Below are 17,317 nucleotides of genomic sequence, written 5' to 3' on the forward strand. Positions count from 1 at the left end.
CTTATGAACTATTCTATAGAAACATTGCGTACCTTTGTGGAAGCGGCATCCTTAAAGTCATTCTCTGCTGCGGCACGTAAATTAAATAAAAGCCAATCAACTGTCAGTACGACAATCAGTGGTTTTGAAGACGATTTGGGGTTTGCGTTATTTGATAGGCAGGGGCGTGAATCAACATTGACTTTTGCAGGTAGAAAAGTTTTGAGCTTAGTTGAGGATATTTTATCAGCAGATGAGCGTCTTCAAGCGCTTAGAGTTGAGTTGCTCCCTGATATTGAGCCTAGGTTAAGTTGTGCTTTTTCAGATACCTATCAGCCACCTCATGCTGAGCATATTGTAACAACATTAGATAGGCAATTTCCGCATCTTGAGTTTGAGTTTTTAATTGCAGAAAATAATGCTGTTATCGAAATGATCCAGAACCAACAAGCCCATGTTGGTATGATGGAGTCCCGTACAGAATATCCTGCGGATATTTCTTTTTCTCGTTTACCTATTCAAGGTGAATTAGGTTTATATGTATTAAATAGTCATCCATTAGCTAAAGAGAAAAAAATAACTTATCAACATTTAACGATGACTCGTCAATTACGGCTAAGCAGTAGCAGCCAAATTATTATTAATAGTGAAAAGAACTGGTTTGCACCTAATTATTTATTATTATTAGAAATGGCAGAACAAGGGGCTGGATGGGCAATATTACCAACATGGTTAGTTAAGCAATTTGGACATAACCGTTTAGTGAGTATTAATTATGATTTATGGCCACGTAAAATTGATGTGGATTTAGTTTGGTCTAAGAATAATCCACCCGGAAAAGCGGGGTACTGGTTGATTAATAAATTGCTTGATAGCTAAAATTAAGAGTATTAATTTTAAAATTCATGAATTTTCGATATATTTTTTATTGTAAAATAGTATTTACTAATTGTAATAAGATATTATCTTGTAAATAAACGTAATATAATTTTCAAAATTGGTTTTATATCGCTAATCTTAACTTAATCAAATTGTTGTTTGAGTTAATTTATTAGAGGATAAAAATGAAAAAATTATTAGTACCTACACTCTTTGCTGTTGTATCTACTATGTCATTTGCTGTTCAAGCAGCTACAACTCCAGCAGCAAGCCAATCACAGAATGCGGAACATAAATTAAATGCTTACGAAGAAATTATGGTAGGCAAAGTTTGGACAACGACAGAAGCTTTAGATCAAGATAAAAAAGAAGTTAATGCAGATGATAAACAAGTCGCTAACTTTTTTGGTTTAGCTGAGTATTATCCAGACGGTACATTTAATATGACCACGTTTGATGGAAAACCTAAAATGAAAGGTGACTGGTCATTTGATGAAAATGGCAAAACTCGCTCATTAACAGCGAAAGATGACGAGGGTAAAGTCTTGTTTACTCGTGTTGTTGAAAATGTCACAGTAACCCCAGAAGAATACACATATCGTATTTATCCAGAGCAAGATAATAAAGATAAGTACTTTGATATTGTTCATAAAGTTAAGAAATAATATTTTGTACCAATAGCGCAGTCTAAATATGAATCTTATTTATTCTGCGCTATTAGTGTTTCTGTCGCTTATTTAAAACAAGTCTCAGCCCAACGCGTTAACCCTGCAGTAACGGAACCAAAATCATCCCCACGTACTATCGGAATATTAGGTAATTCTTGGCTAATAGCTTGGTGTAATATTGGGGAACGAGCACTCCCACCTGTAACGTAAATAGCATCAGGTTTGACCCCGCCTTGGTTGACTGCTTCTTTAACCAATTCAATCATTTTACTTTTTGGTGATTCAATTGATTCCACCATTTGTTCATGGGGAATATTCACTTCTAATTTTTCAGAAATTAATTTAATTTGTGCTAAATAGCTTGAGGCGTCTGATAAAGCAATTTTAGCTTCTTCAGCTTTACGTACTAAGCTATAACCTAATGTTTCATTATAAACTTCTAGTAATCGAGATATTATTTGAGGTTCTTTTGCATCTTGTTTTAAGCGTGTTAACGCTGTCAAATTTTGTCTTGAATAAAACTCTTTTTGTGCTTCAACATTATTGATAGCAATAGGGTTCCAAAATTGAAGGAATGGCATTTTAATGCCTGATAAAGATTGGCTTTCCATCCCAAAAAGCGGCATCAATTGTTTTAATGCAAGGTAAATATCAAGGTCATTTCCACCCACCCGTTGTCCACTATGAGCAAGTAAGGATTGTGTTCTGTCTTGTGCATTTCTATAAGTGGGCCCCATTTGGATTAATGAACAATCCGTTGTTCCACCACCAATATCAACGACTAGGATAATCTGGTCTTTATTTAATGTTGATTCATATTCAAGCCCTGCGGCTACGGGTTCGAATTGAAAAGTAATATGATTAAATCCTGCGCGTTTTGCCGCGCGATAGAGTATTGATTCTGCTTGTTGGTTCGAGAGTTCCCCTCCACGACCATGAAAGTTAATAGGGCGTCCAATCACAGTATCATCAATAATCTGTTGTAAATTATTTTCTGCGGTATTCTTTATATTTTTCATCATGGCGCAGACAAGGTCTTCAAAAAAACTAATTTGAGTCTCATGTAAGCCAGATGCTCCCAAAAATGATTTAGGGGACTTCACATAATATACATCTCTAGGATCACTTAAATATAAATCTAAAGCGGCTTGCCCAAATACGATGTCTTCAGGCATTAAATCGATCCCTTCATCACGGTTAAATGCGATAGATCTTTTTAAAATTTGCTGCCCGATTTCATTCGAGGGGGCGATTTTACAATGGCGAAATAAATGCTCAGAGACTGATTCTCTTGTCGGTGCGCATAAGGTTGATGGGATATAAACGTTATCGCCTTCTAATGGTAATAATGTGGGGATCCCGTTCTTCATGACCGCAACAGCGCAGTTAGATGTACCGTAATCAAAACCGATAAACATTTCGCCTCCAAGAGTAACTATTTTGAAAAAAGGCTGAGACTTTATATCAAGCAGGGATGAATTACTATTGAAAAATAATTCTATATGAGGGATAGCTCAAAAGGAGATAGTCTGAATTGATCGCATTTTGCCTAGATGCTCTGTTAGTACAGAGTCTCCACGATAAAATGTAATCATCATTAAAGGATTGATTTACGGAATGACAGATATCTAAAGAGAATATAGTTTTTTATGTAATATTTAATTTGAGCCCTTTGATATATTAATGAAATCTTAAAGGGCTCGGAAATATCTTATTTAAACAGTTGAGTTTTATATTTACTTAATTATTACAATACTTATTCCAAATAACATTAAAGTCATTATCAGGAAATTCTTTATCATCTCTATCGATTAATGGAATGGAAACAACATTACGACCATCATTATGAAGATAAGTTTTGACCACAAAACGTTTAAATGAATATGAATTTTGGCTAGTAAAAATAAGTACTTCACCGCATACATAGCCTAGCATACCATGGTCTAAGGTTTCTCTTATCTCATGATATTTAACATTTTTATACTCGGCTGTTTTGGGAAATGCTAAAAAATCTTCAACCGCTTTTTGAGATTTTTCTACAATGTCTAAATCAGGTGTATAGTTACTTACAACGCCTCCTATAAAGGACGCGCCTGCAATTAGGCCAATAACTAAAAATGAAAATATTTTATTTTTCATAGTGTTTATTTCTTATGTTATTATTTTTGAACCTCCCAATGAATGCCATAATATAAAAGTAAATAAAATTTATCACCATAAGCTAAATTTTAATTGATAATTTCACTTACGGAGATATACTTGGATTACATTTGGGATAATTTACTGTTGCCAATCTAACATAAGATTATTTGAAGTAATATAGGGGGGACACAATGGTAATCAATAAGAAACGAAAAATTACACATTTAAATAAATAGACATTCATAAAAGAATATTTTATCACTACTGTGATAATTTAGTATGTATTAATCCCTAGCGTAATAAAATTAATAATAAAGATAAGATTATTATTTTTTATTCTTCATTATTTTTGCCATATGAATAGCTTCAATGAGCTGAGAGCGATTAATACGAGAACTATTACTATCTAATAACTTTTGCCAAATATCAATCGCTTGCTCATAATTTGCATTCATAAAGGCATCAGAAGCAACTAGCATTAATGCGGTAACCTCTTGATTGTCAAGGCTTAATGCTTTATTGATTACCGCTCTGATATCTTCGGTTAGCTGTTGACCTGCTTGGTAATATAAAACGGTTGCAATAGCAGAGTATATTTGAGCATTTTCGCCGCCATATTTTAGTGCTCTTTGATAAGCAATCAACGCATTATCATAACTGTTTTGATAAAGATAATATTCACCCAGTATAGCCCAAAGTTCACTATTTTTAGGCGATTGACGAATATCATTTTGTAAGCGTAATAAATCCTTTTGTTCTTGCTGCAATGGTGTGAATGAGAGCAGTGGATCGGATATACGTTGATATTCCTGATAAGCTAATTCAAATCGAGGTGAGAAGAAGTAACCAATAACAACCAACACAATTAATATGGCAAGTAATTTATTAAAATGCCATTGCAGGATAGTCGAGGGTGTTGTTATATCTGGGGGTAATAATTGCTCGGATATTTGTCGATGGCTAAAATTGTTCTCTATAAGTTGCTGTTTTTGTGACCGAGTAAATTTGAAAATGAAATAAAAAATGCCAATCAGAGCAATAGCAGGCAATCCCCAAAGCAGGGCAGTTCCAATCGTTAGCGGTGGGTTATACAGCACGAAATCACCATATCGTTCGGTCATATAGTGCATGATTTGCGCTTTATCTTTTCCTTCTGCAACCATTTTAAAAACTTGGTGGCGCATACTTACTGCTGTGGGGGCATTGGATTCGAGTAAATTTTGGTTTTGGCATTGCGGGCAACGTAGCTGTGAGGCGATCTGCAAAGAATACTCTTGTTCTTCAATGGAATTAAATTCCCACACATCAACGATTTGAGCATTGGATATAAAAGAGAAAAATAGGAAAAATAGTGCTAATAGGATTCTAAGCATTTTTTATTCTCCCTTTTACCCAGCTTATTAATAGGCCAAAACACATCACAAATGCACCGCCCCAAATCCATTGAATGCCATCTTGCACGTAAAGGCGTATCGCGTAGCTATTTGTTCCGGTTTTCTCACCTAATACCGCATACCAATTGCGTAACCATCCCCAATATATACCAGGTTCAATCATTAATTGCTGGCGAGCGGTATAAAGGCGGCGCTCGGTGATTAACTGGTGTAATGGCTGGCCAGCTTTGCTAATTTGTATAATAGCCTTTTCGGTCGTGTAATTAGATTTAGCTTCAAGTTGCAGTTCGTTGAATTGGAATTGATAACCGGCGAGTGAAATAGATTGCCCAACAGAAAGATTAACACTCGTTTCGTGGTGGCTACCAATTGACAAGGCAATACCAGTAGCAAAAATTACAACTCCTGTATGAGCGATAAGGGAAGGGAAATGTTGCCGAATAGCATCGATAGGACGTAGCCAAAAGATAAGCAAAATTGCAAATAAAAAACCACAAGAAATGGCGATAATAAGCCCTTTAGACCAAAGAGATAAGCTTAATAACACACTGAGAAGTATAATTAAAAGAATACGCCATTGGGGTTTAATGCGAGTTTTGCTAAGAGGATAAATGGCACTTACAGCCATTATGATTAGCATTAAAATACCAAATGGTAATAACGCTTGGTTAAAATAAGGCGCCCCAACCGATATTTTCCCCCAACCAAATAACGTATAAATCATTGGGTAAAGCGTGCCCGTCAGGACAATAAATAATACAGTAGAAAATAGGATTAAAGTGAGTAATAAGTAAAGCTGACGGCGATTAATATTAGTTGGTAAATTATCGATATTTTTAGCTTTCCAACCATATATACATAAAGCCCCGAAACTCAGAAAACTGAACAATAAAAAGAGGGGAGCAGCCCTAACGTTATCCAAAGCAAACGCATGGACAGACATTAAAATCCCTGAGCGTACAATTAATGTGCCTAATAAAGATAAAATAAACGTAAGAATTGCCAGCAATATAGACCAGTGGCGATAGTGCCCAGTTTTGCGTGAGACTGTTAAGCTATGAAATAGGGCAGTTGCACTTAGCCATGGCAATAATGACGCATTTTCAACAGGGTCCCAAAACCACCAACCACCCCAACCAAGTTCACTGTATGCCCACCATGACCCAAGAGTGATACCCAAAGTGAGTATGCACCAACTAGGAACGACAAAGCGCCAACAGAGCCCGGCGATAGTTTGGTTAAATTGCCCGCAAAGTGTAGATGCAAGCGCTAAGGCGGTTACGACCATTAACCCGCTATAGCCTAAATAAAGTAGAGGGGGATGTAATATTAATCCCCAATGTTGCAGCATTGGGTTGAGATCTCTCCCTTCAATAGCGGGAGGAAAAATGCGAACAAAGGGGTCAGAATAAAATACGATAAACAGTAATAATGCCGCACTGATAATGGCAAGAAGCGTTAGTGTGAGAGGAAACACGAGATGAGTTTGCTGGCGATAACGCCATGCAAATAGACAACTCCAAGCTGAGATAAACAGCAGCCAAAGAAATATTGACCCTTCATGGCCTCCCCATACTGCCGCAATTTTAATATATAGCGGCGATAGCCGATGGCTATGTTGCGCCACATATACGACCGAAAAGTCACTTTGAATAAAACTGATAGTTAAACAAATATAAGCAACGAGCAAGAAAAGAAATTGTAAGTAGGTCCAAAGAATATTCCGAGGCATTTGCCTCGGAATATGGCGGAAGAAACCAATAACTCCGAATGATACTTGAAAACAGGCAATACACAGTGCCAATGCAAGGCAGAGAAAGCCAATTTCTGGGAGTATGAGTTCCAATGATTACCCTTATTATTTAGTGAGTTATGCGACGGTCAACTGCCCTGCGTATAACACAAAGAAGCGTAAGCAGAAGACACCCAGTAAGCTTGCACCACTGATAATCAATACTCTTGCTGCGCCTTGTCCTTTATCCATCCATTTCTTGAATAGAAGTGGAATAATAAAACCAAACCCGACAACACCAATCCAAAACCACCAAGTCCAGAAACCACCGCCTAATGCAGCAATTAATGAACGGATTTTCCCATCGTCTCCTAAAGCTAACCCGACAAAAAAGGCCGCTAATAGGAATATCTCCAACCAAATAACAAAGCTTTCGATACGGTGCAAAAATGCGGTTTCGCCGTTATGAATATTTTTGCGGTAGCGCAATGCGATTGCTATGAGTGATACCGCAATACCTGAAGATATTCCTGAAAATAGGAATAAAGCTGGTAATAATGGGTTGTTTAAGAATGGATAAGATTTTAATGCTGAAAGTAAAAAACCGGTATAAGCCCCAAGCAAAATGGCCAATACGAGCATCACAATATCCAGAAAACGCATTGCACGGTTTAGCAGGGTTAATACTCTTGGGATGATAGTAAATTTGGGCAGCCATTTTTGCTGTAAAACAATGAGTTCTTTTTCATAGATTTTAGCTAGCCAAATAACAAGCACTGCCATATACACTTGGAATAACATCACACCCATCGACATAACTGAGGTCGGGCTGTAATGAAACATTAATTTCCAGAACGTCCATGGACGCGTCAAATGAAGAATTAAGATCAATAACCCAAAGATGATCGTCGTCGGAGCTAAAATCAGTGTTGTGCGCATTAGAGTGCTATCACTGCCAGCCGAAGTGGGATAATACTGGCGCATAAGTACCGCAAGTACCACAAGCCCAGCCGAAATACCAATTAAGAATAAGTAAACCGCAATGGGCCAGTCCCACACTAAGGATTCAAAATGGAAAGCAGAAGCTGTTGTCATTGGCTAACCTCCCCATATTTGAACGGAACCCGATACATTTTGGGGTGAGTACCGAGTGCAATTTTGAATCGATAAGTCGGTTTTTCTTTTAGCATCAACGAAATATCGCTCTTAGGGTCATCTAAATTACCAAAGGTTAATGCTTTGGTTGGGCAAGATTCGACGCAAGCCGGCTGCTTGCCCTTTTTTAGATTCGTTTTACGGCAGAAATCACATTTATCCGCGGTTTTATTGATGGGGTGAATAAACCTGACGCGATAAGGGCAGGCAGCAATACAGTATTGGCAGCCGACACATAAGTCAGGGTTGACATCAACAATCCCTGTCGTTTTATCAATAAAAGAGGCACCAGTAGGGCAAACATCGACACAAGGTGCACTTTCACAATGTTGACAGGAGTGGCGAAAAAAACGGTATTTAACATCAGGAAACTGGCCAATAGGCTCACTACGGATGATAGTTAACCGCGAAACACCTTCTGGGACTTGGTTAACCTCTCGGCATGCATCCATACACGCCGTACAGCCGATGCACAGATTTTCATCGTGCACCATGCCGTAGCGAACGCCATCTATTTTCATGGTGTTAGCTAGCGTATGGCTAGCAACTCCTCCTACCGCCGCCAGTGCTCCTGAGTAGATAATGAATTGACGACGAGAACAACTCATGGCTGCTCCTTACGCAATTTCACCGCTGCTGGGTTGAAATCAGGGTTATTGCGTTGATCTGAGTGGCAGTCGACACATATTTTTACTTTGCCCTTATCAGTCAGCACCTTCATCGTATCTTGTTTCGGATGAAGGTCATGGCAACTCGCGCAGGCTACTTTGGTGACGTGAACATCATGAGGCCAGAACGCTTTTTGCAGCTGCTCCGGTAAGTGACATGATAGACAGACACTGTTTTGTTGCTCAACGGTATACATTGGGTTGTTAAAGCGCATGACATCTTTGACGCCTTCACGGTGATCAGGCCCTGGGTTACCGTGGCAGTTGGTACAAGTCACGGGTAAATTATTGTTAGGGTTAACCACTTCTGCGTGAGTGCCATGCATGCCTTCTTGGTCAGGTTTATGGCAGTCTAAGCAGGCTTTGTCAGCGCTGCGTTGCTGCGTGACAACCCAACGGCCTTCTGCATTTTCTTGGGCCATTTGTGGGGTTGCGGATGCGGCTGTTGCCCATAATAAGCCTGTTGCCAGCACCCCAGCAGTTAATAACGAACGTAGTACGCTCATATTCACTCCATTGGTTGTATTGCCCCATTATTTGGGGCAAATCATGGTTATTTGGCTAATAGGTCATTTTTACGAGCTTGGTCATCCCATTGCGGAACCACAGTTTTTAAGAACTCTTGTTTTTCCGCATTGATTTTTTGCATATCTAAACCAATGGCTTGTTGCGCTTTTTCCTTGGTTGAAATATCTGGAATGGCAATTTCATGGGTGATGCCTTTTGAGCCTAACAGGCGAGCGAGCTTGGTTCGTGCATCTGCCGCTTTATCCATCGAACCACCTAACATACGCAGGCCTTCATCCGGTGCGTGCATATGAATACCGTGGGAGGCGATAGCTAAATCCCAACGCCATTGTGCATGACGAATATCAGTCAAAATTGGCTTCATTTCATCTTCTGTTGCGCCTGCATCCCATGCAGCTTTTGCTTCAAAGTGAGCACGAACTAATTGATCTTCCGCTTTGATTTTCATCTCTTGGATAGCGACTTTACGTTCAGCAACCACATCTTGCAGTTGTTGTTTGCTTTGGGTATGGCAAGTGCTACAAGTTTGTTCGAAATTATCGAATGGATTACCAATTTTATGGCTGGTGTACAGTTCGCCTTTTTCGTTTTGCAGTTTTGGCATATGGCAGTCAATACAGGTCACGTTATTTTTGCCATGAATACCCGCACTCCAAGTTTCATATTCAGGGTGTTGGGCTTTTAGCATAGGCGCTTTCGACAATGAGTTGGTCCAGTCAGAGAAACCAATGTTGTCGTAGTAGACTTCCATATCTTCGACTTTGGTACCGTTATCCCATGGGAATTTCACTGATTTTTTATCGCCAGAGAAATAGTATTCCACGTGACATTGTCCACACACCATGGATTGCTGATCGAACCGACTGGCTTTATCAAACGGTTTGCCAATCGCTTCCATTGCACGCTCTGCATAAGGGCGTGAAAGCGTTAGCTCTGGTTTACCTTTTGCAAAATCCGCAGAGTCTGTTTTATGACAATCTGCACAGCCTAAGACATTAACCACTTCGGGGCCACCTTTTGCCCACTTACCTTCGAAATAGCCATCTTCGCCATGTTCTTGGATTAGCCTCGCCACATCGGGGCTTTTACAGCTCCAACATGCCATCGGAAGTGGACCATCTTGGGCGTCTTTAGGAGCACCGGTTCGTAAGGTTTCACGGACGTCGATGACCGCATAGGCGTGACCACGAGGTTTGTTGTAGTCGCGTGAGAATGGGTATCCAGCCCACAGTACGACTAAGCGAGGGTCTTCCGCTAATGCATCTTCACGGTTTGATTGCTCGGATGTTGCTCGCCAAGAGTGGTACTGGTCAGGGTGAGCGGCTTCGAAAGTTTCATTTCGAGCATTGATGGTAGATGTACTATCTTTAGTAGGAGTTTGAGCATGAACAGAGGTAAAGAGAAATATTCCTGCAACCAGACTCAATAAGCATAGTGCATTATTTCTTATGTTTGCCATAAAAAGGGCCTCGAGTAATTTTAGCCAGTCATCCCTTCATTTTTCGAGTTGTGTTTGTATTGTGACCTATGACTCGAACTATTTTGGGTATCTTTTTGTTATTTAGGTTTGATAGTAAGCGCACAGATACTACCAAGACATTGCCAATTTATATGTGTAACAAAAAACCACACTAAAAATATTGTTTTTGATCAAAAGTTAATTTGTAATAAGGAAATAGAATGTGAAGAAATAATAAAAAATAGGTATTATTGAAATTGATATAGTTATTTTTCAATAGTTTTAAATTGTTAGTTTCAATAATTAATTAGTAATGATTCTTATTCTGATGCTTAGCGTTATCCAATTCTATTTTATTGATTTTAAAATAATTTTTTTATGTTTAATATTTAATGGTTGTTTTTAAAATAAAGTTAGAAATGAAATTTGTTTAATATCAAAAAAAACACAGATATTTTTTTTCTAAATGACATTGTGCATACTACTTTAGTGGTAGTTTTTGGTTGGTGTTATAATTTAAAAAATTAAAACTTGAGTTTAAATTAATAACTCATATTAAAAAAATGTTAACAAATAATTAAAAAGGCCTGTTTGTTTATCATTTTGATGCTATTTTTAGCTAATGGCGAGTAAATAACGTAAATGTTGTCATTTCTAGTCGTATACGGGGAATTACCTCTTTTACCCACTTGGTAGTATGTATTTTTATAACCTCTATCGTTAATATTTCTCATAAATACACATATAAAAAATGCGGTTTATCAATACGTTTTAGTTTTTTTGTTGGCAATGTAAAGGAAAAAAACATGGTTGATCTCACCCGTCGGGGAGTATTAACTGGTGCGTGGCGTAGTGCAGCCCCAGTGGTTCGGCCGCCATGGAGTGGTAGTGAAACGCAATTTATTGAATTGTGTACCCGTTGCAATGCCTGCGTTGAGAGTTGCGAAACGGCAATTATCCAACCGGGAGCAGGGGGCTACCCTGTTGTTGATTTTAAGCGTGGTGAATGTACATTTTGCTATGCATGTGCAACAGCATGTCCAGAACCTATTTTCCTTCCAAAACATTCCCAACCTTGGGATATCTCAATTTCGATTGGCCAAAATTGTCTTGCTTATCTTTCGATTGAATGTCGACGTTGCCAAGACAGTTGTGAGCCTGAAGTCATCTCTTTTCGTCCGTCAATGGCCGGTATATACCAGCCAAAAGTAGAAACACCAGGTTGTACAGGCTGTGGTGCTTGTGTCGCAGGTTGCCCAGTTTCAGCCATTACCGTGGAGCATGAACATGCACAGTAACTATCAAGTGTGCAGTTTAATAGTACAAGTAAAAAGTGAACGACTGTCTACTGTGGCCGAAGAAATTAATCAACTTTCTAATTGTGAGGTGGCGTTAAGCGCCCCAGACAACGGAAAACTGATTGTGGTTGTTGAAGGGCAAGGTAGTAGAACGTTGTTAGATACTATTGATTTAGTACGCGATATTGACGGCGTACTAGATGTTTCGCTGGTTTACCACCAGCAGGAAGAGCAAGGTGAGGAAGATTATGAAACTCAGTCGTCGTAGCTTTATGAAAGCCAATGCGATAGCGGCCGCTGCTGCGGCGGCAGGTATTGGCGCACCAAGCATTGCGAAAGCAGTGGTTGGCCAACAAGAAAGTATTAAATGGGACAAAGCCCCTTGCCGTTTTTGTGGTACAGGCTGTGGGGTATTGGTGGGAACTCAAAATGGTCGCATCGTGGCCAGCCAAGGTGACCCAGAAGCGCCTGTAAACCGTGGTCTAAACTGTATCAAAGGGTATTTCTTACCTAAAATCATGTACGGAAAAGACCGTTTAACGCAGCCAATGTTGCGTATGAAAGACGGTGAATATGACAAAAATGGGGAGTTCACACCGATCACGTGGGAACAAGCCTTTGATGTTATGGAAGAAAAAGTCAAAACCACATTAAAAGAAAAAGGCCCTGAAGGGATCGGTATGTTCGGTTCGGGTCAGTGGACAGTTTGGGAAGGCTATGCAGCATCAAAACTGTTCAAAGGTGGATTCCGTTCTAATAACTTAGACCCTAATGCACGCCACTGTATGGCTTCTGCGGTAGTGGGCTTCATGCGTACTTTCGGTATGGATGAGCCAATGGGTTGTTATGATGACATTGAGCATGCTGACGCGTTTGTCCTTTGGGGCTCAAACATGGCAGAAATGCACCCAATCTTGTGGTCTCGTATCACCAACCGCCGTCTGTCTAACCCTGACGTGCGTGTTGCCGTGTTATCGACTTTTAAACACCGTAGCTTTGAATTAGCGGATAACGGTATCGTTTTTACACCACAATCTGACTTAGTGATCCTGAACTATATTGCGAATTATATTATTCAAAATAATGCAGTTAATCAGGAATTCCTTGATAAACACGTGAATTTACGTCGTGGTGCAACAGATATCGGTTATGGATTACGCCCAACTCATCCACTCGAACAAAAAGCGAAAAATGCAGGTTCTGATGCATCTGAGCCAATGACGTGGGATGAATATAAAGCCTTTGTTGCGGAATATACTTTAGACAAAACTGTAGAAATGACAGGGGTTCCAAAAGATCAGTTAGAAGAACTCGCTAAACTTTACGCAGACCCTAAAACTAAAGTGGTTTCTTATTGGACCATGGGCTTTAACCAGCACACTCGCGGTGTTTGGGCAAATAACTTAGTGTATAACCTGCACTTACTGACAGGGAAAATTTCTCAACCTGGCTGTGGGCCGTTCTCATTAACCGGTCAGCCATCAGCGTGTGGTACCGCTCGTGAAGTTGGTACGTTCTCACACCGTTTACCAGCGGACATGGTGGTTACTAATGAAAAACACCGTGAGAAAGTGGAAGGTGTGTGGGGGTTGCCTGCTGGGACGATCCCTGAAAAAGTCGGTTTACACGCTGTTGCCCAAGACCGCGCTTTAAAAGACGGTAAATTGAATTTTTACTGGGTAATGTGTAACAACAATATGCAAGCGGGCCCGAATATCAACCAAGAGCGTATGCCAGGTTGGCGTGACCCTCGCAACTTTATTGTGGTTTCTGACCCCTATCCAACAGTTAGTGCGTTAGCTGCTGACTTGATTTTACCAACAGCAATGTGGGTAGAAAAAGAAGGCGCTTACGGTAATGCGGAACGTCGTACTCAGTTTTGGCGTCAGCAAGTTAAAGCACCAGGCGAAGCGAAATCTGACTTAATGCAGATGGTGTTGTTCTCTAAACGCTTTACAACGGATGAAGTGTGGCCTGAAGAGTTATTAGCGAAAAAGCCTGAATTACGCGGTAAAACGCTGTATGACGTGTTATTCGCTAACCAAGCGGTAACGAAGTTCCCTGTGAGTGAGTTAGCCGAAGACCAACTTAACGATGAATCACGTGAATTAGGCTTCTACTTACAAAAAGGGCTGTTCGAAGAATACGCTGGCTTTGGTCGCGGTCATGGTCATGACTTGGCTGATTTTGATGACTACCACAAAGCGCGCGGTATCCGTTGGCCAGTGGTTGATGGCAAAGAAACGCAGTGGCGTTATAGCGAAGGAAATGACCCTTACGTTAAGGCTGGCGCGGGTTATCAATTCTACGGTAAACCTGATGGTAAAGCGGTCATTTTTGCACTGCCATTTGAACCTGCTGCGGAATCGCCAGATAAAGAATATGACTTATGGTTATCAACAGGCCGTGTATTAGAACATTGGCATACCGGTAGTATGACACGCCGTGTTCCTGAACTACACCGTGCTTTCCCTGAATCTCTTGTGTTTATACATCCAATCGATGCGAAAGAGAGAGGTTTACGCCGTGGTGATAAAGTCAAAGTAGTTTCACGCCGTGGTGATGTGACCACGATTGTTGAAACTCGTGGCCGTAATAGACCACCAAAAGGCTTAGTTTACATGGCGTTCTTCGATGCTGCGCAGCTAGTGAATAACTTAACACTGGATGCAACCGATCCGCTTTCAAAAGAAACGGATTACAAAAAATGTGCCGTTAAACTGGAAAAGGTGTAATTGCTCATGCCCCAGAAAGCTAAGTCTCAACAGGCTAAGTCCCAGAACAGTCGTCGTCGCTTTTTACGCGATGTCGCCCGCACTGCGGGTGGGTTGGCGGCTGTTGGTGTGGTGCTGGGGCTTCAGCAACAAACTTCCCGTGCGAGTGGTGTTAAGCTTCGCCCGCCGGGAGCTCTTGATGAAAAAGCATTTGCCAGTGCATGTGTCCGTTGTGGGCAATGCGTTCAAGCCTGTCCGTATGACATGTTGAAATTAGCGACATTGGCATCAGGCTTGGCTTCAGGAACGCCGTACTTCATCGCTCGAGAAAACCCGTGTGAAATGTGTGAGGATATTCCTTGCGCCAAAGTTTGCCCAAGTGGTGCATTGGATAAAGACATTGAGTCAATTAATGATGCACGCATGGGGTTAGCCGTTTTACTCGATCAGGAAAACTGCCTGAACTTTCAAGGGCTAAGGTGTGATGTATGTTACCGCGTATGTCCGCTGATAGATGAAGCCATCACATTGGAACTTGAACAAAACCACCGAACAGGTAAGCACGCGCGCTTCTTACCCACAGTCAATAGCAACTACTGCACGGGATGCGGTAAATGTGAACAGGCTTGTGTATTGGAAGAGGCGGCTATCAAGGTATTACCAAGGTCGTTAGCAAAAGGTGAGTTAGGACACCATTACCGCTTTGGTTGGCTGGAGGGTAACAATGGCGAATCGTAAACGTGATGCCGGACGTGAAGCTCAGGCAAAAAAAGGTTGGTGGCAGAGCCACAAGTGGTTGGTATTTAGACGTATAAGCCAATTGCTGGTGTTAGCGATGTTCTTGAGTGGGCCATGGTTTGGGGTGTGGATTTTACATGGTAACTACAGCAGTAGCTTATTGTTAGATACCGTACCTTTGACTGACCCATTAATCACCTTAGAGAGCTTAGCAAGTGGTTACTTACCGGGGATCTCAGCATTAGTTGGGGCTGCTATCGTATTCGGGGTTTATGCACTGTTGGGTAAGCGTATTTTCTGCAGTTGGGTTTGTCCTGTAAACCCAGTGACGGATGCCGCGGCGTGGTTAAGACGTAAGTTTGATTTTAACCAGTCCGCAACGATACCACGCAATATTCGTTATGTATTGCTGGTGGTTATCCTGATCGGTTCTGCTATTACAGGAACCTTACTTTGGGAATGGCTTAATCCAGTTTCATTAATGGGGCGCAGTTTAATTTTTGGTTTTGGCAGCGGTGCATTGGTTTTAGTTGCACTGTTTTTATTCGATTTATTAGTTGTGGAACATGGTTGGTGCGGTCACCTTTGCCCATTAGGTGCGCTATATGGCGTGGCAGGGTGTAAGGGCGCACTAGTTGTTACAGCGGAAAATAAAGAAAACTGTAGCCGTTGTATGGACTGTTTCCACATTTGTCCGGAGCCGCAAGTTCTGCGTGCACCGGTCCTAGATAAACAAGCTCCAGCACAGATATCAGATAAAGATTGTATCACTTGCGGTCGTTGCATTGATGTTTGTTCTGAGGATGTTTTTAAAATAACACTAAGATGGAGTTCGGGAGCAAAATCATGAAAAATCCTGTCCTGAAAAAGACGCTCAGCCGTTGGGTGGCTGGAATGGCCTTTGTTGTAAGCAGTCTTGTTTGGGCTGCTAATGGTGTAGACCTGACCCAATCACCAGAAGTATCCGGTACGTCAGAAGGAAGCATTCATATTCCGAAAGAGCAAGAAAGAATGGCATTAAACTATGTGAATCAACCGCCAATGATCCCACATAGTGTTGAAGGTTATCAAATTACCACTAATACTAATCGTTGTTTGCAATGCCATGGTGTGGAAAATTATCGCACCACAGGGGCACCAAGAGTTAGCCCAACGCACTTTATGGATGCAACAGGCAAAGTTCTTGGCGAAGTCGCACCAAACCGCTACTTCTGTCTACAGTGCCACGTGCCACAATCAGACACGGCACCGATTGTTGATAACACATTTACCCCATCCAAAGGTTTTGGGAAATAAGGGGGAATTATGTCAAATAACAATGATAAGCAAATAAATGATGACAAGCCGAAGAAAAAGGGCTTGTTTGGGTTACTCGGCCGAGTATGGCGGTGGTGGCGTAGGCCAAGCCGTTTAGCATTAGGAACCTTATTGCTGATTGGTTTTGTGAGTGGTGTTATCTTCTGGGGCGGCTTCAATACGGGTATGGAAATGGCCAATACGGAAGAGTTCTGTATTAGTTGCCATGAAATGCGTGAGAATGTCTATGAAGAATATATGGATACTATTCACTATACTAACCGTAGTGGTGTTCGCGCAACTTGCCCAGATTGTCACGTACCGCATGAGTTTGGCCCAAAAATGGTGCGTAAAATTCAAGCGAGTAAGGAGCTATACGGGAAAATTTTTGGCATCATCGACACACCTCAAAAATTTGAAGACCATCGGTTAGCGATGGCGCAAAGTGAGTGGCGACGGATGAAAAATAACGACTCACAAGAGTGTCGTAACTGCCACAATTTTGAGTATATGGATTTCACGGCACAAAAAGGGGTTGCAGCTAAAATGCATGACCAAGCCATCACGGATGGTAAAACTTGCATTGACTGTCACAAAGGAATTGCCCATAAGTTGCCGGACATGCGTGAAGTTGAACCTGGCTTTTAATTTAAGGTAATCATTTTAT

At 40.9% G+C, this 17,317-nt stretch carries 17 protein-coding genes; 9 read left to right on the top strand and 8 right to left on the bottom strand.

Features of this window, described 5'->3' with window-relative positions:
• Positions 1 to 3: 3 nt before the first annotated feature.
• Together FVA72_RS06140 and FVA72_RS06145 are read left to right on the top strand one after the other, a co-directional pair.
• On the top strand, positions 4 to 858 hold the full coding sequence (locus FVA72_RS06140; protein ID WP_110592185.1) for a LysR family transcriptional regulator: 855 nt from the start codon (positions 4 to 6) through the stop codon (positions 856 to 858).
• Between the two features lie 185 nt (positions 859 to 1,043).
• Positions 1,044 to 1,523 carry a DUF4822 domain-containing protein gene (locus FVA72_RS06145; protein WP_004262272.1) on the top strand — a complete coding sequence of 160 codons (480 nt, stop codon included), beginning with the start codon at positions 1,044 to 1,046 and terminating at the stop codon, positions 1,521 to 1,523.
• Positions 1,524 to 1,591: 68 nt separating this feature from the next.
• On the opposite strand, the gene yegD is transcribed toward FVA72_RS06145, so the two are convergent.
• The 8 genes from yegD to nrfA all read right to left on the bottom strand — a co-directional run bounded on the left by yegD (position 1,592) and on the right by nrfA (position 10,604).
• On the bottom strand, positions 1,592 to 2,944 hold the full coding sequence (gene yegD / locus FVA72_RS06150; RefSeq protein ID WP_004262271.1) for a molecular chaperone: 1,353 nt from the start codon (positions 2,942 to 2,944) through the stop codon (positions 1,592 to 1,594).
• Positions 2,945 to 3,266: 322 nt separating this feature from the next.
• A complete protein-coding gene (locus tag FVA72_RS06155) occupies positions 3,267 to 3,665 on the bottom strand; it encodes a hypothetical protein (RefSeq protein ID WP_004262270.1) in 399 nt (132 codons plus the stop codon).
• 329 nt (positions 3,666 to 3,994) lie between these two features.
• Positions 3,995 to 5,041: a heme lyase NrfEFG subunit NrfF gene (gene nrfF / locus FVA72_RS06160; protein ID WP_004262269.1), complete on the bottom strand. Its 1,047-nt coding sequence runs from the start codon at positions 5,039 to 5,041 to the stop codon at positions 3,995 to 3,997.
• Positions 5,034 to 6,908 carry a heme lyase CcmF/NrfE family subunit gene (locus FVA72_RS06165; protein ID WP_110592183.1) on the bottom strand — a complete coding sequence of 625 codons (1,875 nt, stop codon included), beginning with the start codon at positions 6,906 to 6,908 and terminating at the stop codon, positions 5,034 to 5,036. The genes nrfF and FVA72_RS06165 overlap by 8 nt, the downstream gene beginning before the upstream one ends.
• A 24-nt stretch (positions 6,909 to 6,932) precedes the next feature.
• Complete coding sequence (gene nrfD / locus FVA72_RS06170) at positions 6,933 to 7,889, bottom strand: cytochrome c nitrite reductase subunit NrfD (RefSeq protein ID WP_110592182.1); 957 nt, start codon at positions 7,887 to 7,889, stop codon at positions 6,933 to 6,935.
• A complete protein-coding gene (gene nrfC, locus FVA72_RS06175; RefSeq protein WP_094961333.1) occupies positions 7,886 to 8,557 on the bottom strand; it encodes a cytochrome c nitrite reductase Fe-S protein in 672 nt (223 codons plus the stop codon). Before nrfC ends, nrfD begins: the two co-directional genes overlap by 4 nt.
• Entirely contained in the window at positions 8,554 to 9,123 is a 570-nt protein-coding gene (gene nrfB / locus FVA72_RS06180; RefSeq protein WP_004262246.1) for a cytochrome c nitrite reductase pentaheme subunit, read from the bottom strand. The genes nrfC and nrfB overlap by 4 nt, the downstream gene beginning before the upstream one ends.
• Before the next feature lie 47 nt (positions 9,124 to 9,170).
• Positions 9,171 to 10,604 carry an ammonia-forming nitrite reductase cytochrome c552 subunit gene (gene nrfA, locus FVA72_RS06185; protein WP_004262239.1) on the bottom strand — a complete coding sequence of 478 codons (1,434 nt, stop codon included), beginning with the start codon at positions 10,602 to 10,604 and terminating at the stop codon, positions 9,171 to 9,173.
• Between the two features lie 806 nt (positions 10,605 to 11,410).
• Between nrfA and napF the strand changes: the two genes are divergently transcribed.
• From napF to napC, 7 genes are read left to right on the top strand one after another with little or no spacing between them, the layout of a single operon-like run.
• Complete coding sequence (gene napF / locus FVA72_RS06190; protein WP_004262238.1) at positions 11,411 to 11,902, top strand: ferredoxin-type protein NapF; 492 nt, start codon at positions 11,411 to 11,413, stop codon at positions 11,900 to 11,902.
• The gene (gene napD, locus FVA72_RS06195) at positions 11,892 to 12,170 is read left to right on the top strand and encodes a chaperone NapD (protein ID WP_172974353.1); all 279 of its coding nucleotides are present in this window, start codon (positions 11,892 to 11,894) and stop codon (positions 12,168 to 12,170) included. Before napF ends, napD begins: the two co-directional genes overlap by 11 nt.
• Positions 12,151 to 14,637, top strand: coding sequence for a nitrate reductase catalytic subunit NapA (gene napA, locus FVA72_RS06200; protein WP_036958481.1), 2,487 nt, complete (start codon positions 12,151 to 12,153; stop codon positions 14,635 to 14,637). The genes napD and napA overlap by 20 nt, the downstream gene beginning before the upstream one ends.
• A 6-nt stretch (positions 14,638 to 14,643) precedes the next feature.
• Positions 14,644 to 15,354 carry a ferredoxin-type protein NapG gene (gene napG / locus FVA72_RS06205; protein WP_004262231.1) on the top strand — a complete coding sequence of 237 codons (711 nt, stop codon included), beginning with the start codon at positions 14,644 to 14,646 and terminating at the stop codon, positions 15,352 to 15,354.
• On the top strand, positions 15,341 to 16,204 hold the full coding sequence (gene napH, locus FVA72_RS06210; protein ID WP_004262229.1) for a quinol dehydrogenase ferredoxin subunit NapH: 864 nt from the start codon (positions 15,341 to 15,343) through the stop codon (positions 16,202 to 16,204). Before napG ends, napH begins: the two co-directional genes overlap by 14 nt.
• Positions 16,201 to 16,650, top strand: coding sequence for a nitrate reductase cytochrome c-type subunit (gene napB / locus FVA72_RS06215; RefSeq protein WP_094961335.1), 450 nt, complete (start codon positions 16,201 to 16,203; stop codon positions 16,648 to 16,650). Before napH ends, napB begins: the two co-directional genes overlap by 4 nt.
• A 9-nt stretch (positions 16,651 to 16,659) precedes the next feature.
• Positions 16,660 to 17,298 carry a cytochrome c-type protein NapC gene (napC, locus tag FVA72_RS06220; protein ID WP_094961336.1) on the top strand — a complete coding sequence of 213 codons (639 nt, stop codon included), beginning with the start codon at positions 16,660 to 16,662 and terminating at the stop codon, positions 17,296 to 17,298.
• Positions 17,299 to 17,317 lie beyond the last annotated feature (19 nt).

Source organism: Providencia sp. PROV061 (assembly GCF_011045655.1).
Classification (GTDB): Bacteria; Pseudomonadota; Gammaproteobacteria; order Enterobacterales; family Enterobacteriaceae; genus Providencia; species Providencia hangzhouensis.